General features: G+C 61.6%; 21 protein-coding genes and 1 pseudogene. 11 read left to right on the forward strand and 11 right to left on the reverse strand.

All coding sequences use genetic code 11. From position 1 onward, the window contains the following. Positions 1–183 precede the first annotated feature (183 nt). From ABH944_RS17920 to ABH944_RS17950, 7 genes are all read left to right on the forward strand, one after another. On the forward strand, positions 184–1506 hold the full coding sequence (locus tag ABH944_RS17920; protein ID WP_404607898.1) for an extracellular solute-binding protein: 1323 nt from the start codon (positions 184–186) through the stop codon (positions 1504–1506). A 71-nt stretch (positions 1507–1577) separates the two neighbouring features. After that, entirely contained in the window at positions 1578–2504 is a 927-nt protein-coding gene (locus tag ABH944_RS17925; RefSeq protein WP_404607900.1) for a carbohydrate ABC transporter permease, read from the forward strand. Next, positions 2501–3376 carry a carbohydrate ABC transporter permease gene (locus tag ABH944_RS17930; RefSeq protein ID WP_404607902.1) on the forward strand — a complete coding sequence of 292 codons (876 nt, stop codon included), beginning with the start codon at positions 2501–2503 and terminating at the stop codon, positions 3374–3376. The genes ABH944_RS17925 and ABH944_RS17930 overlap by 4 nt, the downstream gene beginning before the upstream one ends. A gap of 81 nt (positions 3377–3457) precedes the next feature. Then, a complete protein-coding gene (locus ABH944_RS17935; protein WP_404607903.1) occupies positions 3458–4585 on the forward strand; it encodes a Gfo/Idh/MocA family protein in 1128 nt (375 codons plus the stop codon). Further along, positions 4578–5258 (forward strand): ThuA domain-containing protein, encoded by a 681-nt coding sequence (locus ABH944_RS17940; RefSeq protein WP_404607905.1) that lies wholly within the window; start codon positions 4578–4580, stop codon positions 5256–5258. Before ABH944_RS17935 ends, ABH944_RS17940 begins: the two co-directional genes overlap by 8 nt. 159 nt (positions 5259–5417) lie before the next feature. Next, complete coding sequence (locus tag ABH944_RS17945) at positions 5418–6410, forward strand: fatty acid desaturase family protein (protein ID WP_404607907.1); 993 nt, start codon at positions 5418–5420, stop codon at positions 6408–6410. Between the two features lie 102 nt (positions 6411–6512). After that, entirely contained in the window at positions 6513–6935 is a 423-nt protein-coding gene (locus tag ABH944_RS17950; RefSeq protein WP_404607909.1) for a RidA family protein, read from the forward strand. A gap of 57 nt (positions 6936–6992) precedes the next feature. On the opposite strand, the gene ABH944_RS17955 is transcribed toward ABH944_RS17950, so the two are convergent. The 7 genes from ABH944_RS17955 to ABH944_RS17985 all read right to left on the reverse strand — a co-directional run bounded on the left by ABH944_RS17955 (position 6993) and on the right by ABH944_RS17985 (position 14452). After that, entirely contained in the window at positions 6993–7529 is a 537-nt protein-coding gene (locus ABH944_RS17955; protein ID WP_047848850.1) for a cupin domain-containing protein, read from the reverse strand. A gap of 227 nt (positions 7530–7756) precedes the next feature. Further along, on the reverse strand, positions 7757–8524 hold the full coding sequence (locus ABH944_RS17960; RefSeq protein WP_404608114.1) for a MipA/OmpV family protein: 768 nt from the start codon (positions 8522–8524) through the stop codon (positions 7757–7759). 211 nt (positions 8525–8735) lie between these two features. Continuing rightward, on the reverse strand, positions 8736–9317 hold the full coding sequence (locus ABH944_RS17965; protein WP_404607911.1) for a DUF4136 domain-containing protein: 582 nt from the start codon (positions 9315–9317) through the stop codon (positions 8736–8738). Between the two features lie 19 nt (positions 9318–9336). After that, positions 9337–11787: a CHASE2 domain-containing protein gene (locus tag ABH944_RS17970; RefSeq protein WP_404607913.1), complete on the reverse strand. Its 2451-nt coding sequence runs from the start codon at positions 11785–11787 to the stop codon at positions 9337–9339. Between the two features lie 9 nt (positions 11788–11796). Then, positions 11797–13191, reverse strand: coding sequence for a FecR family protein (locus ABH944_RS17975; RefSeq protein ID WP_404607915.1), 1395 nt, complete (start codon positions 13189–13191; stop codon positions 11797–11799). A 32-nt stretch (positions 13192–13223) separates the two neighbouring features. Then, positions 13224–13922, reverse strand: a complete 699-nt coding sequence (locus tag ABH944_RS17980; RefSeq protein ID WP_097272212.1) for a response regulator transcription factor — start codon at positions 13920–13922, stop codon at positions 13224–13226. A gap of 122 nt (positions 13923–14044) precedes the next feature. After that, on the reverse strand, positions 14045–14452 hold the full coding sequence (locus ABH944_RS17985; protein ID WP_404607917.1) for a peptidase: 408 nt from the start codon (positions 14450–14452) through the stop codon (positions 14045–14047). 624 nt (positions 14453–15076) lie between these two features. Between ABH944_RS17985 and ABH944_RS17990 the strand changes: the two genes are divergently transcribed. Together ABH944_RS17990 and ABH944_RS17995 are read left to right on the forward strand one after the other, a co-directional pair. Next, positions 15077–15865: a substrate-binding domain-containing protein gene (locus ABH944_RS17990; protein ID WP_404607918.1), complete on the forward strand. Its 789-nt coding sequence runs from the start codon at positions 15077–15079 to the stop codon at positions 15863–15865. Between the two features lie 65 nt (positions 15866–15930). Continuing rightward, a complete protein-coding gene (locus ABH944_RS17995) occupies positions 15931–16536 on the forward strand; it encodes a pyridoxamine 5'-phosphate oxidase family protein (RefSeq protein WP_404607920.1) in 606 nt (201 codons plus the stop codon). A gap of 17 nt (positions 16537–16553) precedes the next feature. On the opposite strand, the gene ABH944_RS18000 is transcribed toward ABH944_RS17995, so the two are convergent. Next, positions 16554–17642: a zinc-binding dehydrogenase gene (locus tag ABH944_RS18000; RefSeq protein WP_404607922.1), complete on the reverse strand. Its 1089-nt coding sequence runs from the start codon at positions 17640–17642 to the stop codon at positions 16554–16556. Between the two features lie 90 nt (positions 17643–17732). Here ABH944_RS18000 and ABH944_RS18005 point away from each other — a divergent pair, with 90 nt between their 5' ends. Together ABH944_RS18005 and ABH944_RS18010 are read left to right on the forward strand one after the other, a co-directional pair. Beyond that, positions 17733–18644 (forward strand): LysR family transcriptional regulator, encoded by a 912-nt coding sequence (locus ABH944_RS18005; protein WP_404607923.1) that lies wholly within the window; start codon positions 17733–17735, stop codon positions 18642–18644. 159 nt (positions 18645–18803) lie between these two features. Continuing rightward, positions 18804–20045: a GGDEF domain-containing protein gene (locus tag ABH944_RS18010; protein WP_404607924.1), complete on the forward strand. Its 1242-nt coding sequence runs from the start codon at positions 18804–18806 to the stop codon at positions 20043–20045. Positions 20046–20061: 16 nt separating this feature from the next. Here the strand turns inward: ABH944_RS18010 and ABH944_RS18015 are convergent. The 3 genes and pseudogenes from ABH944_RS18015 to alc form a co-directional block, all read right to left on the reverse strand. Next, positions 20062–20791, reverse strand: a pseudogene (locus ABH944_RS18015) (class I SAM-dependent methyltransferase). Positions 20792–20905: 114 nt separating this feature from the next. Next, positions 20906–21424 carry an ureidoglycolate lyase gene (locus tag ABH944_RS18020; RefSeq protein ID WP_404607926.1) on the reverse strand — a complete coding sequence of 173 codons (519 nt, stop codon included), beginning with the start codon at positions 21422–21424 and terminating at the stop codon, positions 20906–20908. A gap of 6 nt (positions 21425–21430) precedes the next feature. Continuing rightward, positions 21431–22441: an allantoicase gene (gene alc, locus ABH944_RS18025; protein ID WP_404607927.1), complete on the reverse strand. Its 1011-nt coding sequence runs from the start codon at positions 22439–22441 to the stop codon at positions 21431–21433. Positions 22442–22460: the final 19 nt, after the last annotated feature.

The following is a 22460-nucleotide window of genomic DNA, read 5'->3' on the forward strand; positions in this document are numbered from 1 at the left end:
AGGATTAACCAATCAGTACAGCCAGCCACCGATCTGCAGGTCGCATGCGGTGAAATACGCGGTCCGAAGTCTTATCCCGGCTGGGGTAAATACGCATTTCATAGAGGAAGGCCGCTCCCTATTATTGTTACACAACGTTAGCGGTAACGTTATAAAACATTTTATAACTAAAAGTGGAAAGATATGAACGGAATCGTTTCGGTCTTCGTTTCAGTCATCACCCGCCGCCGGACCCTGGCCATAGCATGCGCGGCGCTCTGTGCAGGCCTCGCTTCGTTGGGGCCGGTGAGCATTGCCGCTGCTCAAACAAAAACGCTTACCGAATGGGATTCGCAGACTGTCGGCGCCGGCCCGAAGATCATCAATGACGCCGCCGCGCGTTTCGAGAAGGCGAACCCGGGCTTCAAGGTCGAGTCATCGCACGTCCTTAACGATGCGTACAAGACCAAGCTGAAAATCGCGTTTGGTGCGAACCAGCCGCCCTGCGTCTTTTCGAGCTGGGGAGGCGGTCCTCTGCGCGAGTACGTGAAGTCCGGTCAAGTGGTTGATCTCACGCCTTATCTTCAGCAAAACGCATCTTTCCAGAATCGCTTCCTGGCAACCGCGTGGCCGGCGGCGACCTTCGACAATAAGGTCTGGGCGATCCCCGCCGAGAACACGTCGGTGGCCGTGGTGTTCTACAACAAGGAGATTTTCGAGAAGTACAAGCTGACACCCCCGAAGACCTGGGACGAGTTGCTCCATGTGATCAGCGTACTGAAATCGAACAACATCGCGCCCTTTGCGTTGGCAAATAAAAACAAATGGACCGGGTCGATGTACTACATGTACCTCGTCGATCGCATAGGAGGTTCCGACGTGGTCCGCCACGCGGTCATGCGAGCGCCAGGCGGCAGTTTCGCCGATCCCGCCTTCGTGGAAGCAGGAACCCGCTTGCAGGAACTGGTAAAGGCCGGCGCGTTCGCGCAGGGATTCAATGGGCTTGACTACGACATTGGCGCGTCAAGGCGCCTTCTCTATTCCGGGCGTGCCGCAATGGAACTCATCGGAAGTTGGGAAGCGTCGACCGTGAAGGCGGAAAATCCGGCATTTTATTCAAAGCTCGACTTCTTCCCATTTCCTACCGTACCGGGCGGGAAAGGCGACCCGAACGATGTTATCGGCACGGTGGGCGACAACTTCTACAGTATCTCCAAGGCCTGCGCGGATCCGCAGGCAGCATTCAAGCTGATCCAGTCGATGACGGACGATCAATCCATGCGAGAGCGCGTGGCCGACACGCGCATACCGCCGGTTAAGAACCTGGAAGTGACCGATCCCATGCTTAAACGCTTTCTAAAGACGGTCTCCGACGCGCCCGCGGTGCAACTCTGGTACGACCAGGAGTTGCCGCCGGCGCTTGGCGAATTGCACAAGAACACAACGCAGGCTCTGTTCGGACTGACGATGAGCCCGCAGGAAGCCGCACAACAAATGGAAGTCGAAGCAAAGAAAGACCTCAACTAAGCGCCTGTATTTCGCTTGGAGCAGCGCGCGTTCAGCTACTCGCCGATTCCCCTCGACCGACGGAGCAAGATGTGAGTTCTACGAATCTTCCCATGGCGCCCATGCCGAAGCGATCGCGGCTGGGAAGACCCTCCGGGTTGGTCTCCGCTACGTTTCTCGCACCCGCGATCGCATTGCTCGGCCTCTTCCTGCTGTATCCCCTGGTCTCGAGCTTCCGGTTATCGATGCTCGACTGGAACGGACTTGGCACCACGGGACGCTTCATTGGGGCTCAGAACTGGATTCATCTCTCGCACGATCCCGCATTTTTTAAAGCGGTGCGCAACAACCTGATACTCGCGGTCTTTTCGGTGCTTATCCAGATGCCGGTCGCGTTGGCTCTTGCCGTCATGCTCGACAAGGCGGGCCGGGGATCGCGCACGCTCAAGATCCTGTATTTCCTGCCCCTGCTGATGTCGAGTGTCGCCATTGGTGTCGTGTTCAAGAACGTGTATGACCCGAATTTCGGCCCGCTAAACGCAGCTTTGAACGCGCTCGGGCTTGGCAACCTTGCGCAGGACTGGCTGGGTGACGGGCGCTTCGCTTTAGGCGCCACGCTTGCCGTGATCTGCTGGCAGAACATCCCGTTCTACATGATTCTCTTCATGGCCGGACTGTCTTCCCTCTCGCCCGAACTCCGTGAAGCGGCACGCCTTGACGGGGCTTCTCCATGGAGAGTGTTCTGGCATATCGAACTACCTCATCTGCAAGGCACTTTGCGCACCGGCGTGCTGCTTGCCGTGATCGGTTCGCTGCGTTATTTCGACCTGATTTTCGTGATGACCGGCGGCGGTCCCGACGGAGCGTCAGAGCTCATGGCGACCTATATGTACCGCACGGTCTTCAGTTCGTTTCAACTCGGCTACGGCAGCACCATTGCCTCCGCGATGTTCCTGATCGTGCTCGTAGTCGCCAGCGTCACCCTGACCCTGACACGCCGTTTCGAGACCGAGATATGAAAGCGATCCCCAACGTTCATCTTGAATCGAGTGCCCCGTTTCGGGCACCGCGATTTTCCGTATCGCGTGCGATGGTTCTGACGCTCGGTACCGGCTGGCTTGCGGTAACGACACTCCCTTTTCTGTTCGTCGTGGTAACCAGCCTGAAATCCCAGCAGGACACGTATTCCGGCTCGGCCTGGTCTCTCCCGTCGGCGCTGGACCTGAGCAGCTATCAAGCGGTCCTGGAAGGCGGTTTCTGGGTTTATCTGCGCAATAGCCTTTTCGTGGTGGGCTTGTCGACTGCACTGATCCTGTTGACCGCTTCAATGGCCGCCTACGTATTCGCGCGCATGAGCTCCCGGCTCAATAAATCGATTTTCTCGATTGTTGTTGCCGGAATGATCGTGCCGCTGCACGTCACCCTGGTACCGGTCTACCTGATGACGCGCACAGCCGGGCTGTACGACACGCCCTTTGCCTTGATCGGCCCTTATGTAGCGTCGAGCCTTCCTGTCTCGATCTTCATTCTCACGGAGTTCATGCGCCAGATCCCGCGTGAGCTGGAAGAAGCGGCGCTGCTCGACGGCTGCGGACCGTTTGCCATTTTCTGGCGCATCTTCATTCCGCTGTCCGGGCCGGGATTCGCCACGGTCGCCATCTACAACGCAATCGCGTTGTGGAATGAGTTCATTTTTGCCTATGTACTCACCTCGACGCCAGCCAATCGCACGCTGCCACTCGCGGTGTGGGACTTCCAGGGCCAATACGCGTCGAACATTCCAGCCACTCTCGCGGTCGTTACCCTGACGTCCCTGCCGTTGATCGTCGCCTACGCGTTCGGCCAGGAACGCATTATCAAAGGAATGATGGTCGGCTCCGTCAAGGGATGAAATTCGAGGCGTGAAGTGTCTTCAGATGTTTTCCATCTGCCCTCCGATGGGCACGTGTTCATTCGTTCGAGGCAACGTCATATGACTTCAGCACCCCATCACAAGCTGCGCGTCGCGGTCGTCGGCTGCGGCTATATCAGCGACATTTACCTGACCAACCTCCCTAAGTTCGCCGGCGTCGAGGTCTGTGCTGTTGCGGACCTCGACATGGAACGGGCGCAGGCTTCGGCACTCCGTCACGGGGTTGCGCGTGTCCTTGCCGCCGATGCGGTCTACGCCGATGCCGACCTTGACCTGATCCTCAATCTCACGCATCCGGCCGGCCATGCAGAGGTCGCGCGACGCGCGCTGCAGTCCGGCAAGCACGTCTACAACGAAAAGCCGCTTACGCTCGATCTCGATGAAGCACGCGGGTTGATCGATACGGCGCGGTCCGCCGCCCTTCAAATCTGCTGCGCGCCGGACACGGTACTGGGTGCGGGGATCCAGACGTGCCGCAAATTGATCGATAGCGGCGCCATCGGCGAACCGATCGCCGCGACTGCGTTCATGACCAACCACGGCCATGAAGGCTGGCACCCTGACCCGGCGTTCTATTACCAGCCAGGCGCCGGCCCGATGTTCGACATGGGACCGTACTACCTGAGCGCGCTGGTCAACCTGATCGGACCCATCGATTCCGTATCGGGATTTGCGCGCGCGAGTTTTCCGGAACGAGTCATCGGGAGCAAGCCCAAACGCGGTCAGCGGATCGAAGTGAATACACCTACACACGTAGCCGGCCAGATGCAGTTCGCCAACGGTGCAATCGGGACTATTGTGACGAGCTTCGATATCTGGGGGGCGAAACTTCCCTTCATCGAGGTCCACGGAACAGAGGGAAGCCTGAGTGTGCCCGACCCCAACACGTTCGGTGGTCCGGTAAGCCTGAAGGTTCGCAACGGCGACTGGACTGAAGTCGCGCTCTCGCATCCCTATAGCGAGAACACCAGGGGGCTTGGCATTGCGGAACTGGCCCATTCATTCCAGACGCGTGAGCGGCCGCGCACGGACGGGGAGATCGGATACCACGTGCTGGAGGTCATGCACGGTTTTCTTGCCGCGGCGGCCCGGCGTCAGACGGTATCGATCGACAGCACCTTTCAACGGCCCGCACCCATGTCGGAGCAACCCCTGCCGATGACAAACGAGAGAGTCACCCATGCCTGAAAACAACGTCACACCGCGCCGCTCGGCATTGATGGTCTGGGGAGGTTGGGACGGCCACGAGCCGCGCCTCACGACCGAGCGCTTCGCGAGCCTGCTCGACAGCCAAGGGTTCGCGGTAGAGATTCACAACGACCTGAGCGTGTACCTCGACCGTGAACATCTCGCTGAACAGAGCCTGATCGTCAACTGCTTCACCATGGGCCAGTTGGACAAAGCTCATACCGCCAACCTGCTCGCAGCGGTTCGTGATGGTGTCGGTTTTGGAGGCTGGCACGGCGGTGCCGGCGACGCGTTCCGCGCGAATACCGACTACCAGTTCATGGTGGGAGGCCAATGGGTTGCGCATCCTGGCAACATCGTTGACTACACCGTTCAGATCGCGGCGCCCGATGACCCTGTTGTTTCCGGTCTCGCCCAATTTTCGATGCACTCGGAGCAGTACTACATGCATTTTGATCCGAGCAACGAGGTACTGGCGACCACCCGCTTCGACGGCCCGTATGTACGCGAACATGAGCCGCAAGTGGCGGGCGTCGTCATGCCTGTCGCATGGAAACGCCGGTGGGGCAAAGGAAGGGTTTTCTATTCGGCGCTTGGTCACGTCAACGCCGATTTCGACGTCCCGGAAGCCCGTGAATTGACCTTGCGTGGACTACTTTGGGCAGCGCGCTGAGTGAGTAGCGCTCGTTGTATGCAGGTGCTGGCAATAAAGGCCGGGGCTCTTTTCCTGCTGCGCACCTTACCGATTGTTACGGACACACGAGCGAGTCTTCAGACTGTCACAAGGCGTTGCTAAGTTTCTGCGGCGACATGTCATGTCGACGGAGAGAAGATGGATCCACAGGCATCCGCTACGGCGGAACCGGACGCACCCGCGGCAGCGCGCACGCAGCGAACACCCAGGCAGGTTGCAATCAACAGCACCGTCAATCTGGCACTGCTCGCGCTAGTCGCCACGGCCATGCTGCTGCAACTCTTTGCGTGGCCATTCCTGTTGCGGCACTGGGGGAAGGCGGCCCTATGGCTCGCCGTGCCGCTCGTGGTGTTCACGCCGACTCACTGGGGCTTGATACACGAAGCGATTCACGGGCAGTTGCTGCCGCGGCGACGGCTCAATGAGTCGGTTGCCCGGGTACTGGCCATCACCTTCCTGCTGCCGTTCGACGCCGTGCGTTTCGGTCACCTGATGCACCATCGCTTCACGCGAGAACCCTACGATCGCCCGGATGTGTACGATGGCACGACCCATCGTATGCGCGCCCGCGCGCTCTATTACGCGCGCTTACTGGGTGGTATCTACGTGGCGGAACTGGTGTTACCGGCACTCACGTTTCTGCCGGTCAGGCACGCGTGCCAGGTGGTCGCGCGTGCGATCGGCAGCGAAGGACCGGCGGGGATGGATATCCAGCGCCTGTTCGTCCGGTTTGCAGGCGATCCTGCACGGCGCAGCCGCATCCGGCGCGACTGGCTGCTGTCGCTCGTGCTGCATGCGGGCGCGTTTTATCTATACGGCGCGTGGTGGCCGGCGCTTGCCATGACCCTGTATCTGCGCGGCGTGTGGTTGTCGCTGGCGGACAACCTGCCGCATTACGATGTCCCGCTCGATGAACCCGAACGGGCGCGCAATTTTCGCGTGCCACGAATCTGGCAGGGAGTACTGATGAATCATCATCTTCATCAGTTGCATCACCGGCACCCAACGCTGCCGTGGACGGCGCTTCCCACGCTTGCGCGCGAGATAAGCGCGTCATTGGCGCCCGTCGGTGAAGCCGCCTACTTCCGCACCGCGCTCCGACAGTTTCGCCGGTTCGGCAAGGTGCATTGAACGCGGTGTTTGCGAACGACGCGGGTTGGCATCACATCGCGAACAGCGGCCACGGCATGCGGCGCATAATTCCTCGATGCAACCACTCACAGGAATTCAGCCATGGTGAATGCCGCAAATCCCGCCGGTGTCTGGGCGCCGTTCGGCGCATTCTCGATGGTTGTGGTCCAGGGCGATGGTCAGATCGTTCACCTGAAAGGCCAGGTGTCTCTCGATCAGCAAGGGCAAATCGTCGGTCACAACGATATGCGCGCACAGGTGCGCAAGAGTCTGGAAAACATCCGCGACGTGTTGGCGACGATGGGAGGGCAAATGACCGACGTGCTGTCGCTCGTTCACTATGCAACTGACGTAGACGAGTTCATGCGCGCGTCAGACATTCGGAAGGAGTTTTTTGCCGCACCGTATCCGGTCACCACGACCGTTCAGGTCGAACGCCTGTACCGTCCCGAATTGATGATCGAGATCACTGCAATTGCAGAGATTCCCCGTTCGCGGTTTCGCTCCCCGCAGCCGCGCGATTGACAGACTGCCTTGCCCTTTCCGATTTGATGGGCCAATGCTGATCGGTTAGCTCGGCGCTTAAGGGTTCGGTGGAGTCACCGAGAGGATGATTTCGGTTTGCTTGTCCGACTCATTGCGATATCGATGGGCCAGGCGCCCGTCGAAGGAAACGCTCTCGCCGCCAACGACGGTGTAGTCCACACCGGCAATCTCCGCGATGAGTTCGCCCGCGACCACATAGACACACTCCGTTGACGCGTGACCGCGTGGCTCCTCGGCTGAGGTCTGGCCAGGATCGAGCACGGCCCGCAGCACCTCGAGCTGGCCGTTGCCGGCAGTCAGCCGTTCATAGGTCACCTGGCCCATAGGCGCAATCAGCCTTGCCCGGTTGCCGGGCCGGCTGATCCACACGGACGGCGCCGCTGTTGCGGTAAACAGAGACGCGACAGACTCGCCAAAGACACCGGCCAGGCGGCGCATGGTTTCCAGGCTCGGATCGGTGACAGATCGCTCGACCTGACTCAATAACGTCGCGGATACGCCCGCCTGGCTCGCCAGGTCTCGTAATGACAGGCCGTGCGCAGTTCGCAACTCTTTAAGTCTCTCGCCGATCACGATGTAGCCACCCGCTTGTAAAGTCTCAATTGACAAAAATAAGTATATGGAGCACACCGCAGGTGGTCAAGCCAGTGGCAAAACACCTTGGCAAGGCTGGCCGAATACCTCCTCAAGCCAGCACACAGGGGAGTGCGCGGCGTTCAGTACTTTAGGAGGCAGCGACGGAGCAGGTTTGGAAAATGTGATGGTGCGGCATTGCGTGTGCAGTAATTCTTCACATCATGTCACTTGAACCGGTAGTTCACTGCAGCGAGAAAATTCAGTTCGGTTCTTTGCTCGGTGATCGGGCTGTGCCCTGCGTTGTGCTCCAACCGACCGGCCGTGAGAGAAACCGACCCTACCCATTTCTTCGAGAAATCGTAGCTGACGTAGGTGTTGAGGTGAACGTCCCGAACCCCTGAACTGGTGTTATACGCCGGCAAACCAGACGCGGCGCTTTGACTGGCCGACACGCCGAACAGCGTCCGGTTATAGACCGCATTCGCCCACGTCACACCCGGCCCCATCGAAACCAGCAACTTCGAAGTAAGCGGCATGTTCGCCACCAGATCCCCGCTGACGAGCAGACCCTGCCCCGTCCCCGCGATGTCCTGATAGGCCGCGACCGAACCCGTCAGCAGCGACACCGAATAGTCCGCAAACACCTTCAGCTTCGGACCATAGTGCACATTACCCAGGCCGTGAAGACGCGGATCGTCGGATTCATTGCGCGATTGAAAGTCGAAGCTGATCGACGTGCCGAAGTGATACGCCGGACCTTTCAGGAGGTTGATGCCGAGTATGTCGAGACCTTGCGAGAAGATCCGGTCGTCGTAGGAGATATCGAGCGACGGCAGCGGCAGGACCTGGAACGCACGGGAACCAGGGTATTTCGGCGACACCATCAGCGCGGGGCCGATCGAGACCTTCCATGGATCGGAGGCGGTCGTGTCGGCGGCGGCTGCTCCGGTATCAGGGGTAGCGCTCTGCTCGTCGGCGAATGCGTTAGTCAGCCAAACGCAAGTAAACGAGACTACGGTGCAACGGCAAAAATCGGCAAACTTCACTGCGGGTTCCCTGGCATGTCGAGTCCTTCGGGCTCGTGTGGACTGAACGTCATCAGCGGCCTGGCGTGTCGCCTGCAATGCTCGCCGCTTCGTTCAGGCGCAAGAATACGCGAATATCCCCCGCGCCAGTCCCCGCGTGCCGATCTTCCGCTGGCCGCTAATCACAATGCGCGACTTCGCGCCGCTCGGCATTGTGCATGGGAAAGTCCGCGAACGCACAATTCATGAGGCCGTGCAGCGCCGCGTTGCCGGCCGGGTCGCGATCCGCATGGGTGACGTTTACCTGGTAACTCACCGCCCCGCTCGTCCGCCCGACGAACTGGACAGTTAGCGCGTGAACGTAGTGCTTGCGTCCAAACCATTCCTTCGACGGCACCACGTCGTCACATGCGCTTTCGGGCGCGCCCGTGCAGGCAGCGCGCACCCGCACCGCTTGTGGACGCGTTGCATAACCCAGCTTGACGAGGTAGTCCGCGCTGTCCTGAGGCGCCGGCCGCAAGCCCTTCGCGGCGAGTGCTTCATCAAGCCAGCGAGCGGCAGCGGCATCGGTTGCGGTGTCGGTCGCGGCGGTGCCCTGAGGCTCGATGCTCGACGATTGCAACGCGTAGGTCTTGACGCTCTTCGTCGCGAAATCCCCGCCCTGCGCACTGTAAGCACTGATCCTCACCGGCGGCTCGCTGGCGCAACCGCTCAGGAGCGCGAGAAGGAAAATGGCGCTTGCCATCGATCGTATGTTCACTTCGTTCCCCAAAAAACGTTCATTGCTTCTGCGCGGCGGGTTCTTCTCCGCTTGCTTCGCGCGGTTCAATTGTCTGCGAGCGCAAGGTGATCGTCACTGTTGTTCCCTGGTCCGGCGCGCTTTGAATCGCGATCTCCCCCGCGTGGCGGCTGATCACCGTCTTGACGAACGCCATCCCCAGCCCGGTTCCGTCGCTCGGCGGCTGGCCATCGAGATGAAAGCGCCGGAAGCGTTCGAACAAATGCGCCTGCTGCTCGAGCGCAATACCGTAACCCGCGTCCCGCACCGCGCACACGATAGCGCCCGGCATCTCCGTGACAATACAGTCGACGCGCGTGCCGGGCGGACTGTACTTCACCGCGTTGCTGAGCAGGTTGATGAGCGCGCGTGTCATCAGCGACCGGTCCGCCAGGACCCAGAAGACCTGGCCTTCGCTCTCGCAGCGCACCTCGATTTCCTTTGCGTTCGCGAGCGGCCAGATTTCGTCGCTGGCGTCGATCGCGAGTTCATGCAGGTTCAGCAGTTCGAGACTGTAATGCTGCGACTCGGCGCGGGCGAGCTGCACGAAGTCATCGGCCAGCGCGAGCGTGCGGCGCGCGTAGCGCTCCACTCGCTCCATCAGTTCCATTGCCGGCTTCGAGTCGATGTGCGGCCGCCCGGTGTCGAGCAGCGCGAGAATGGATGCCTGCGGCGAGCGCATGTCGTGCGACAGCAGATGCAGCATGTCGTCGCGCTGGCGCTCGGAGGCGTGCAGCGCGGTGATGTCCACCCAGCTCGCAATCCACCCGAGCGATTCGCCCGTGCTGGTCGTGCAGGGCGCATACCGCAGCATGTGGTCGCGGCCATGGCGATCGCGCACTTCGATGCCGTGCATCATCACGGCCGTGTGACGCTCGACGCGCGGGTCGAGCATCCCCGGCCATTGCATGCCGCTCGGCAGCGCGCCGCTGCTGTCTTCGTCGACCAGACGCACGAAATGGAACTCGCCGAAGAGCTGCATGATCGACAGGTCCGTGAATCGCACGGGGCCACAATGCAGCCGCGCGGGATCGTTGACCATCAGGATCCGGCCGTCGCAATCGCAGACCATGATCGGCTCGGGCAAGCTGTTCAGGCTGTCCCAGATGAACTGCCGCATATTGCGCTGGCGCTGCACGGCCTGGCGTGTGAGCGCGATCAGGCGTTCAAGCACGTCGCCCGCCGTGCCCTGCGGTTTCGGTTGGGGACCGGGCAGCAGGTTGGGCTCGGCAGCCAGCAGACGCAACTCCTGTCCGAGATACGACATCGCGACCTCGAGACGCCGCCAGCTCCACAGCAGATAGATCAGCGCCAGCCCGCCCACCGCAGGCACCGGCGAGAGCCAGCACGAGCGCAGATACATCAGGCAGGCGCTCGCAATCAGGCTGGCGAAGGCCAGCGCGATCGTCAGCATGAGCGACTGCAACGGCGACACCACCAGCAGCGCCGCGAGCAGGATGCCGACCGGCACGATGCTCACCCAGGCGGCCTCCTTGTCGCCGACAGGTTTGATCGCGCGGCCGTCGAACAATGCGTCGAGGATGGTCGCGTAGATATCGACACCCGGCAGTTCGCCCACTTCGCCCGAGATCGGCGTGGCAAAGCGATCGCGCAGACCGGCCGCCGTTGCACCGACCAGCACGATCTTGCCCGCGAAGAATTCGGGCGGGACGGCACCCTGCATCGCGGCGGCGAACGAGACCCGCGGATAATCCAGCGACGTGCGCGAGAACGGAATCATCATCCGGTGCGCGCGCTTGAGGTCGCCCGCGCCGGCCGGTCCCGACGCCGCGAACGCCGCATCCGCAGCCGCTGTGCCGATCCCGGGCAGCACCGCGTCCGGCCCCCGCAAAGCCTGGTACACCGGCACCGTGATGCTCGGCCACCAGTCCTTGCCGCTGCCTTCGAACAGCGAGACGCTGCGCACGATGCCGTCGTGATTCACTTCCAGGTCGATATGGCCCACGCCCGCCGCCGCCTGGCGCAACGCAGGCACGGGCTCGACCACGGCAGGCTCGTTCTGGTTGACGGGCAGCCGGTCGACGAGCAGCGGCAGATAGGTCGGCACATGCTTCATGGCCTCGGCGAAAGCGGTGTCGCCGGGAGACGGCTCGGTGAACAGCACGTCGTAGGCGACGCTCGCCGGTTTCGCCTTCGCAAGTTGCGTCAGCAGCGCGGCGTGAGTCTCGCGCGGCCATGGCCAGCGCCCGAGTTCCGCAATGCTCTCGTCATCGATAGCGACAATCACGATGCCATTCGACGGACGGCTCGACGAGTGCAACAGCAATTGGTCGTAGAACAGGAAACTGGCGCGCTCGGTCAGCGGGCTCAACACGCCAAAGAGCACCGCGGCCACCCCCACCATGCCGATCAGCGTCCATTCCAGGAAAAAGCGCTTGCCGATCGAAGGCCCCAGCCAGCGCCGGTTGCGGAAGGGGAAGCGCCATGGCATGGGTCGCGCCTACCGCGTTTGAGTGAACGACCGGATTTCGCTCGGGATCGACAGGAGCCGGCCGTTCTCGAAGGTATCGACAACAATCGTCCAGTAGTACTTTCCTGGCGGCAGGTTCGCCACCGTCATCTCGCCGCCCGCCACATCGAGCAAGTCGATATACGGCGCGCTCAGGTCCGCATGATCCGACAGGATGAACCGATACCGCGCGCCCTTCGCTTGGCTATCGACATGCCAGCGGAAAACGTAGCCATCCCCTTTTACAGGCGTGGCCGCCGCGTTGGTGGTGTCGGTATAACGGTTGAACGTGAACACTTGCGGCAAGCCGTCGATGCCGTGCGTGTCGGTGGCCAGGACGCGCACGAAGTAGTTGCCGTCGGGAATATTGTCGAACGCCGCGTGCAGGCCGGTGGTGCGCTCGTCGCGAAGCAGGTCGAGGAAGTCGGCATCGGTCGCGATCTCGGTGCGGTACGCCCGGGCGCCGTCGACCGGCGTCAGGTCGAAGCTCACTTGGGGCGCACGCTGCAACTTGCCCGGATCGACAATATCCGGCGGGGCGAGCAGCCGCACCGACGCGCCGGCGGCCTCGCCCGTGCGTGTCAGGTTACCGTAGCCGGCCAGCACGAGCGTCTGCGCACCGCCCGGGACCGGCAGCGGAGCAGCCGTGCTGTTCCCCGCACCGTCGGGCCCCGCTCCATCCACGCCGATCTTGCCCGCCAGCACCTCGACGGCGGTGGCATCCTGCTCCGCCAGGTAATTCACCCGGAACCGCGTGCCGCGCACGCCCGCCACCACGGACGGCGTGACGACACGGAACGAATCACGCGGGTTCTTGAACGGCGTGACGTCGGTCGTGACCTCGCCTTGCTTCAGGTCGAACTGCCGGTCGACCGCGCCCGTCAGCAGCGTGGTCCGCAAGCGTCCGATCTGGATCCGGCTGCTCGACGGCAGCACGACATGCGAGCCGTCCGGCAGCGTCATGGAGACAAACGCGTCGCGGCCCGTGCTGACCTCGTCGCCTTCTCTCAGCAGCGTCCCCGCGCCGACCGGCGTGGCGGACGCGCCCGCAGCGCCGAGCTTCTCGACACTGCCGCGCACCGCCACTACCTGGGCCGTCAGCAGTGTCTGCCTGAGCCGCGAGGTGGGCATGGAGAGATGAGCGTTGACCTGCAGGTGCCGCGGATTCGCAACGTGATTGATGTCGCGCAACAGCCTCCAGTCGGAAGGACTCTGCATATAGCGGTCCGCGAGCGTGTACAGCGAATCATCCGCGCGCACCACATAAGGCGTCATGTCCTGCGGCGGCACGCGTTTGGCGTAGACCGGCTGGATCGAACAGGCAATGGCGATGACACCGGCCACCGCCATTGCGATATCCAGCCCCGAGCGCGGAGGTTGATGCACCACCCAACCCCGGCTGTTTTTATGGAACCCGTTCACGGCGAATCATTCCCCACTTTTTCCAACCGGTAGCCGTAGCTGTAGATGGGTGTTATGCGGTAACCGTTTTGGGGCCGCACCACCAGCTTGGAGCGAATCTGCGACACATGCGTATCGATTGTGCGCGACGGAATATCCACGTCCTGCCGCCAGACCGATTCGCGGATATGCGTGCGTGACAGCGGCCTCGAGAGGTTGCGAAAGAGCAGCAGCGCCAGCTCGAATTCCTTCTGCGTCAGCGCGGCCGGCACTTCGTTGACCAGGGCGGTCTGGGTGGTCAGCTCGAATCGATAGATGCCGTAGGTTTCCTGGGTCACCTCGTTCTGATGCATGTAGACCCGCCGCAGCAACGCTTCCACACGGGCGAGCAGCACAGGCCGCGACACCGGCTTGAGGATGTAGTCGTCGGCGCCGGCATTGAGCATCTGAACAACGTCGCTTTCAACACTGCGGCTCGTCAGGAACAGAACCGGCAGGTTCGTGGTGAGGTTTTGCCTGACCCACTTCAGCACGACGTCGCCCGGCATTTCAGGCATGTTCCAGTCGAGCAGCAGCAGGTCGTACGGCTGACGCCTGAGCTCATGGATCAGGCTCTTGCCTTCCGTAAAGACCTGGCAGAAATGCCCGGCCGCAGTCAGTGTCTGAGCCACGAATGCCGTCTGGCTCAGGTCGTCGTCCAGCACACAAATCCGCATTGCCTGATATCCCGTTAATTAGTCAAGACGGCTTTGTCATTTATTTTGCTTGCGCACCGAATGCCAGTACAGATTGCCAGCGCAGATTATCTTGTATTCTTATTATACTTTTTTATACGAAATCAACGCATTTGAACCAACATCCGGTCAAAGCTTTTCATGACGTGATCCCATGCCGCAGCCGAGTAATCCTCACGCGCTCTCGCGCACATGCATGCAAACGCCATCAACCGCCGCGCCGTGTGTTCGCAATAAGTCAGCGGCATTGGGGCGGCGCCATCTTCCTGAAGTCCGGCAAACTGATCCTGAGCGCGTTCTGCCGAACGGTTTAATCTTTCCAGCCGTGCTCGCAGAATATCCGCCAACCACGGCAACTCGGCCGAACACGAATCGGCATATGCCTCGATTGCCGCACGAGCGTGCGAATCCGACGCGAGATCCAGCGTCACATAACGCAAGCTGTCGGCCGGCTGCTGCGGGCGGATTTTCGACTTCCACGCAAGCGGGCAGCCGCTGGATTTATTCAACATTCAAAGCCCCCGGTCTAGTGGGACGCCACGAGATTGCTTAAGAGCGATTGCACCGCGACGTCCTGCGTATGGCTCAGACCGGAATCCCGCAACGTCAATAACCGGTTACGCCAATAGTTCGCTTGAAAAATCGCGCCATCAGCTCCCATTGCCAGACAACGCGACATGATCGCTTCAATATGGAGTATTTCCGCGTCGATGATTATCGACGCACGATTTCCTTGGTATTGCAATTTGGTATTCACTTGATATCCCCGAAAAACAGACGTCTTGTGCGCGACGAACCCGCCTCTCAGCGCTGATAATGCGGCTCGCCTTCATGGGTTCTCAGCCCTTGGCGCAGGGCGCCGGGCATGTTTTTTCCCACTGATTTTATTGACCGAAGGACAAACCAAACATGTCTTTCGATGAAGTACTCTAACGCCAATCAATACGCTGTTTGTCGTACTTGTCAGTATTTAACAGTCCGGCCGGAGCAACTCGGCAGGGATGTCTGAGGGTATTGAAAGTAAAACGTTTGCGCCGGCTATATCGCGGGGTTGTTCCCTAACGACCCGTGTGCCCACGACGTTTAAACTTCGTCGGCGCAAACGTTATCGATTCATTCACTCCTTACGGTTATCCATGAAATCGTTCCTGCTAAAGCTTTCCACATTCGGATTCATTGCCGGCGTTGCAGCGGCGGGCGCGACTACCGTTCAAGCCGCCGAATTGCACGTCGTGAGCTCAGGCGGATTTACCGCGGCCTATAAAATCCTCGGGCCGAAATTCGCCGCGGCAAGCGGCAATACCCTCGACACGGCCCTTGGCCCGTCCATGGGCAAGGCGCCCGAAGCCATTCCAAACCGGCTGGCCCGGGGCGAACCGGCGGACGTGGTGATCATGGTCGGCTATGCGCTCGACGACCTCATTAAACAGGGCAAGGTAATTCCGGGTTCACGTGTGGAACTTGCCGATTCAGCCATCGGCATGGTCGTGCGCGCCGGTGCGCCGAGGCCGGACATCACGACGGTCGCGGCGTTGAAGGACACATTGCTGCACGCGAAGTCGGTCGCCTACTCCGACAGCGCGAGCGGCGTGTACATACAGAACGAGTTGTTCAAGCGTCTTGGCATAGAGGACCAGATCCGGCCGAAGGCGACCATGGTGCCGAAGATTCCGGTAGCGTCGGTGGTGGCCAGGGGCGACTACGAACTCGGCTTCCAGCAAGTGAGTGAACTGCTGCCCGTGCCGGGCGTAACGTTCGTCGGCAAGATCCCCGAGTCCGTCCAGTCGATCACGCGATTTGCAGCCGGTATTCCGGTGGGCGCGCAACATCCGGCCGAAGCGAAAGCGCTGCTCGAGTATCTCGCCTCGCCGGAAGCGGCGCCGGTCGTCACGCAGACGGGACTCGACCCTATCACACCGCACTAGTCACGTCAGGTTCAGCCGGGCCTGCTAATGTACGTGCTGAACCCTGATCACCGAAGGAGCGGAGCATGCTGACGAGCGTCGAACAACTGGAGGGTATCTACGGCAAGCCGAACGAGCGGTCGTTGCGCAAGGAGATTTCATTCATCAGCGAGGACTATGCGGCGTTCATCCTTGCGTCGCCGTTCGTGATGCTGGCGTCGGCGGGAGAGGACGGGCTCGACTGCTCGCCCAAGGGCGATGCAATGGGCTTCGTACGGATCCTCGATGCCCATACGCTCGCCATTCCCGACCGCCCGGGCAATAACCGTATCGATACACTCAGGAACCTCGTGCATGACCCGCGCGTGGCCTTGCTGTTTCTGGTGCCGGGCGTGGGGGAAATGATGCGGGTGAACGGGCGTGCATCGATTGCCGACGACAGCGAGTTGCTCGCCTCGTTCAGCGTTAACGGCAAACCGCCGCGCACGGTGATCCTCGTACATGTGGAGTCCGTGTATTTTCACTGTTCGAAGGCGGTCGTGAGGTCGGACTTATGGAACGGCGAGAAGCACGTCGACCGCTCGAGCTTGCCCTCGGCGGGCGCCATGCTGCAGAACGTAAGCGACGCCAGCTTCGACGGCGACGCCTACGATCGTGCATTGCCCGGACGCCTCAAGACCGACCTGTACTAGACGCCGCCCTCGTCCTGCTACTTCCAGGCTTGCGGTGAATCACCGCGCACCACCGTGCATTGCAGGCCCGACATGCGGCCCGCCTCGTCAATAGCCGCTTCCAGTGCGGCGAATGGAAACGTCTTCAGCTCGACGGACGCGAGCGGCAACTGGCGCGACGCGGCCAGCGCAACCAGCGCGAGGTAATCGGCGGGCGTGTACATGAAGTTGCCGATCAACTCCCAGTTGTTCAGCAGCATCTCGGAGTAGGGAATCGGCAAGTCCACCAGCATGCTGCCCATCAATACGAGGCGCCCGCCGCGGCGCAGGCTTCTTAGCGTAGCGAGCGTGGCGTTGGCATCGGTTGCATTGCCGACCATATCGAAAGCCAGGTCCGCACCGCCGCCCGCCGCCGCGCGAATGGCCGCCATGTCGTTCGCAGCATCGCCCGACAGCACGACCGGCACCACGCGGCCTTGTCCGAGTTCCGCCAGCGTTTGCAGCGGCTCTGCACGCCTGCCGAGTGCAACCACCCTGCTCGCGCCCATCGCCACCGCGGCGAGTACGGCCGCCGAGCCGAAGTAGCCGGTCGCACCGTTGACGATCACGGTTTCACCCGCCGCCAGCCGTCCGCGCCGCAAACCGCCAAACGGCACCGCGAACTTGCCCAGGATCGCGAGGCGCTCGGCCGGGAGATCGTCGAGACCATTGAGCGGAATCAGCGTCGACGCCGGGAATTCCGCCACTTCGCGCAACGTGCCATGTGGAAATTCGGCGAGCATCGGCGCGCTGTCGGCGCCAAGGCCGGTCAGCGCAATCAGCACTTGCGCCGGTTCGCGTACCGTTTCATTCGCCATCCAGTACGGGTTCACCGCGACGCGCTGACCAACGTGAAAAGACATCACGCCTTCGCCGACCGCTTCCACGCGGCCAACGCCGTTTGTCCCCGGCGAGAACGGTTCCGGCGGATAGGCATACGGCAACTTTCCTTCAACGTGAGCGCGCGTGTAGCTGAGCAGCGGCACGGCTTCCATCCGGACGGTTACTGCGTTGCGGCGCGGCAGCGGTTGCGCAACGTCGCGCAGCGCCAGCGGCGTACCGGGTTCATCGAGCATCCAGGCTTTCATCTGTATTCCCCTCAAGGTCGGTTGGACAGTTGAACTCTAGGTGTCGCGCACGTATTCTTGAAATCAATTACTGGAATGCGACCTATCAATATGATTGATCTTCGCGGTATCGATCTGAATCTGCTCGTCTCGCTGGACGCGTTGCTTGCCGAATCGAACGTCACGCGTGCGGCGCAACGACTGCATCTGACGCAGCCCGCTGTGTCGACCCAACTTGCGCGGCTGCGGCAAATCTTCGGCGATCCGCTACTAATACCCGCCGAAACCGGCCGGGGCATGACGCGCAGCACGCGGGCGCTCGAGTTGATGGAGCCGCTGCACGTGGCCTTGAAAAATCTCGAAGCGGTCGTGCGCCATCAACCTTCCTTCGACCCGCATACGGACCGCCGCAACTTCGTGATTGCCGCAAACGACAACGCCACGGCGGTGCTCGGCCAGCGGCTGATGGAGCAGTTGCCGACGCTGGCGGGGCCGGGCGTGCGAATCGCGTTTATCGTGGCCGACCAGCCGTCGATGGCGACCCGCCTCGAGCGCGGTGAAATCGATTTGCTGCTGGGCTCGGAGCGGATGGTCCCGGCGTCGATGAAAGCCCGCAAACTCTTCGACGAGCATTTTGTCGTCGTCCAGCGCAAGCGGCATCCGCGTGGCACTGCGCCGCTCGATCTCGACACGTATTGCGCGCTGGACCACGTGCTGGTGTCGACGAGCGGGGGCAGTTTTCATGGCTTCATGGACGAACACCTGGACGCGCTGGGACGCGAGCGCCGGGTCGTGTTGTCCGTGCAGCATTTCACGCTGGTGCCTGAGCTGCTGGCGCGCACGGACTATGTTTCGACGCTGCCCGCCCGGTTTGCCGAGCGTTATCGGGAACGCCTCGATATCTTCGATCTGCCGTTCGAGGCACGCGGTTTTACGCTGTTCGCTGCGTGGCCGCCCCGGAGTCAGGCCGATCCGGCGCACGTGTGGCTGCGTGACACGCTGGCCGAGATCGCCGGGGCATAGCGGGGTCGCAGTCGCTGCGGCTCCCGCCACCCCTCTCCGGCATGGGTAACCCCTTCCTATCCCCCATACGGCGTTTCGTCCGGACGCCGACGTGCCGGGGTGGATCGGTAAAATGACTTATCATGTTGCCCCCAACTGCGACATCCGACATGGCGAGCGATGGCAGAACTGAGTGAAATCTCACGGTTTGACGCCGAGACGAATTTCAGACTCGACCGCCTGTGGTCCGAGTTCGAAGACCCGTCGGTGGAACAGGAGTTTCAACTCCAGCACCGGGCCGCCACCCATACCGCTCTGGTGCGCACGCTTGTTTTCTCCGCGCTGTTTTACGTCGCCTTCACGATTACCGACATAGCCGCCCTTGGTCATTCCCGCACTACGGTCGTGCTTTTCCTCGCACGATGCTGCCTTGCGTTGACGTGTTTGATCGGCTTGCGTGCCGTCACCTTGCTGCAGGTTTCCATCGCCTCCCTGCGCGCGGCGGCGAGTGCGGTCGAAGTCGTCGGCTTCACCGCATTCATGATGATCACCTGGCTTCGTCCCACCGGGATGGTCGCGCACTGCATGTCCATGTGCATCCTGCTGGTCGTGGTTTACAACTTCATTCCGAACAAGCTGCTTTGGGCCGGGCTTATCTCCGTTGTCGCGACAATCGCGTTTATCGTCATTTCGGCGGCGTTGAAGACCCTCGATTCGTCGACGTTCCTGACGTCGACGATGCTTCTGGCCTTCACCAATGTGCTCGGTTATGTCACGGCTCGCCGCCACAACCGGCTGGCCCGCGATGAATTCTGCCAGCACGCGATGTTGCGCAACCTCTCCGTGCGCGACTACCTCACCGGCTGCTTCAACCGGCGATACCTGACCGACGTGCTGTTCGACGCCGAACTCCAGCGCACCCGCCGATACAAGCTCAAGCTTGCGGTCATCCTGTGCGACATCGACCACTTCAAGCAGATCAACGATACCTACGGGCACCCTGCAGGCGACGCGGTCTTGCGGACCTTCACTGCCATGCTGCTTGCCCACACGCGGCATCAGGTCGACAGCGTGATTCGCTATGGCGGCGAGGAATTCCTGTTGCTGCTTCCGCAAACCGACCTTACCGGCGCGACAGTGCTTGCCGAGCGCATGCGCCAATCGTTCGAACTGACGACCACGCGTGCATGGGATGGCCGCGAGGTGCGTTCCACCGCCAGTTTCGGTGTTGTGTCCGTGAATTACGCGGACGAGTCAGGTCACGTGACCGAGGAAAGCGTGGTCGGCGCGGCGGATGCGCAGTTGTACCGGGCGAAGAACGCCGGGCGCAATCGGGTCTGCGCCAGCGGAGCGCCGGCCGCATCGAGTGCACCAAGCCGGGATGCCGGGCAAGAGGGCGTCGTTGCCGTCACGCGGCCCTAGTTCTTGGAGCGCCCGGTTATCGGCGTGCGGACACCAGCAGCATCATGGGGCGCTCACGCTCCTCGGCCAGTTCGGGCCGTGCGGCAACCTCGTCGTCTGTCGGACCCCATTCCTGCACGTGGGCAATCGTAAAGCCCGCACCAATCAGACTGTTCAATAGTGTGCCCATCGTCCGGTGCTGCTTGACCACGCCATCGGCCAGCCAGTTGGTGATCCGCCCGCCCCTCCTGTTGATAGCTGTCGACGGGCCAGGTCTTGCGGCCGCTCTCATCGATCAACCATCCCGGCTTTTGAGGCGCCATGTAGATAGGATGCTCGATCGAGAAGACCAGCCGCGCACCCGGTACAAGCGCACGATGGATGTTCTGCAGCAGGCCACGCAGGTCTTCAATGTAGTGAAACGCGAGTGAGCTATACGCCAGGTCGAAGCTGGCTTCCTGGAGATCAAGCTTCTCCAGGTCGGCTTTTGCGTAGGTGATGGCCGGGTCGGCGGAGGACGATCTTGCGCGGTCGAGCATCTTCTCCGACACGTCAAGACCGAGAACGGCTGCCGCGCCCTGCTCGCGTGCCCAGCGGCAAAACCAGCCGTAACCGCAGCCGAGATCGACGACCCTGAGGCGGCGCGTGGGCGGAAGCAATGCCATGAGCGCAGGCCATTCCGCTGCACCCGCCAGACCCTGCACTGAGCGGCCCAGCTTGCTGTAACCCTCGAAGAACGCGGGATCGTCGTAGATGTTCTGTGTCATTTTCCGGTGCATTCCATCGCTTGATTTCGCCGTGCAGCGCGTCACTCATCCAGAATAATGCACTGAGCGAAGGCAAACGTGGAACGCCGGCATCCCGGCGAGAAGATCAGTGCTTTACGCGGCTGACGGATAAACAAGCTTGTCTTCAATCAGCCGCACACTCGCGGATAGATAGGCTTCCTCACAATTTTCTCCCTCACCTCCCCGATCCACCACAATGAAGTCCGCCCCCGTATTCAACACGATCAGCGGATGATGCCAGACGCCCCGCGCATAGTTCACGCCCTGCCAGCCGCGCGTGAAAAATGCCCGGAGTTTCGACGCATCGAATTCACCCGCCGGCGCGACCACCACCAGATACGACACCACGCCGAGCGGCAGGAACGCCTGGCTGCCCAGCGGATGGCGCTCCATCATCGAGATCTCGACGGGCTGAGCACGCGGCTGTCCGCGGAACACGTTGATGAGCGGCCTGCCGCCAACGTCCGCGCCGACATCCACACGCGCCAGGTCGTGGAAGCGTTCCGTCGTGCCGCCGTTGATCGGAAAATGCCGTGCGCCGTCGAGTTCGATGACATCGCCGAACGGCTCGAACGCCGCGCGCGTCAGGGGTTCAAGCGTAAGCGTGTTCATGTCTTCTTACTCGATCGCACCGAACAGGCGCAAGCGCGACACGCCACCGTCCGGGAACATGTTGAAACGAACGTGCGTGACGGGCCCAAGCGCCGCCACTTCACTTTCGAACCGATGGATATTGTCCGCCGACAGCTTTTGTTGCGACAGCAGCACCGGCCAGAACATCGCCTGCGTAACGAGCGACTCGTCCGTGCCACCAGCGACACGCGCGGCCTGCAGCGAACAGCCATCGGGGAAATTGCCCTTGAAGTGGGCGGTATCGACTTCTATCGCGTGGATCACGCCGGGGTGCGCCAGCGCCACGATCGCCCAGTCGTTGCCGGGCTCGCGGCGCCGCCGCGTTTCCCAGCCGTCGCCCATGTCCACACCTCGCCCGGGCATCAGCATCTGCGAAGCCGGTCCGAAATGCTGGTTGTTCGCCGCCACCAGATACGCGCCGTTTTCGATCGCGGCAAGGTCAACGCGTGTACCGCGCTCCACGCGCGTCCAGTCCACCTTGGGCTGGCCATACACACGCAATCGCGCGATCCCGCCGTCCGGGTAGATATTCACGCGCAGGTGGGTGTAGGCACGCGCATCGGAGATCGGCAGATAGTGATGCTGGTTGCCCTGCAGCGTGGTCGCCGGCACGATCTCGCGCCAGTCGGCATCGTCTTGCGGGGTGGCGCTTTCGCTTGTGCAGGCATCGATTGACGCCGCCGGCGGGAAGTTGCCTGTGAAGTGGCTCGTATCCAGGTCGATACCGTGAATGGTGCCCGGCCGCGCCAGTTTGACGATGCAGAAATCGTAGCCGGTGGTGCGCTTGCGGCGCGTTTCCCAGCCGTCCATCCACTTGCCGTTGTCATCGTACTTGCCGGGGATGAAAACCGCCGGCTGCGGATTGAGCATCCGCTCCTTGGGCGCGAAGAATTCGTCGCTGGCGAAGAGCGCTGTGGCGCCGAGACGCGGATCGGCGAGGTTCATGAAGCGGCGGGTAAATGCCGGCGCGTTGGGGTCGAGTACGGGACTGGCCATGAAGTGAGTTCCTTTAAGA

Origin of the sequence: Caballeronia udeis (genome assembly GCF_044909315.1) — a bacterium.
Taxonomy (GTDB): domain Bacteria; phylum Pseudomonadota; class Gammaproteobacteria; order Burkholderiales; family Burkholderiaceae; genus Caballeronia; species Caballeronia udeis_A.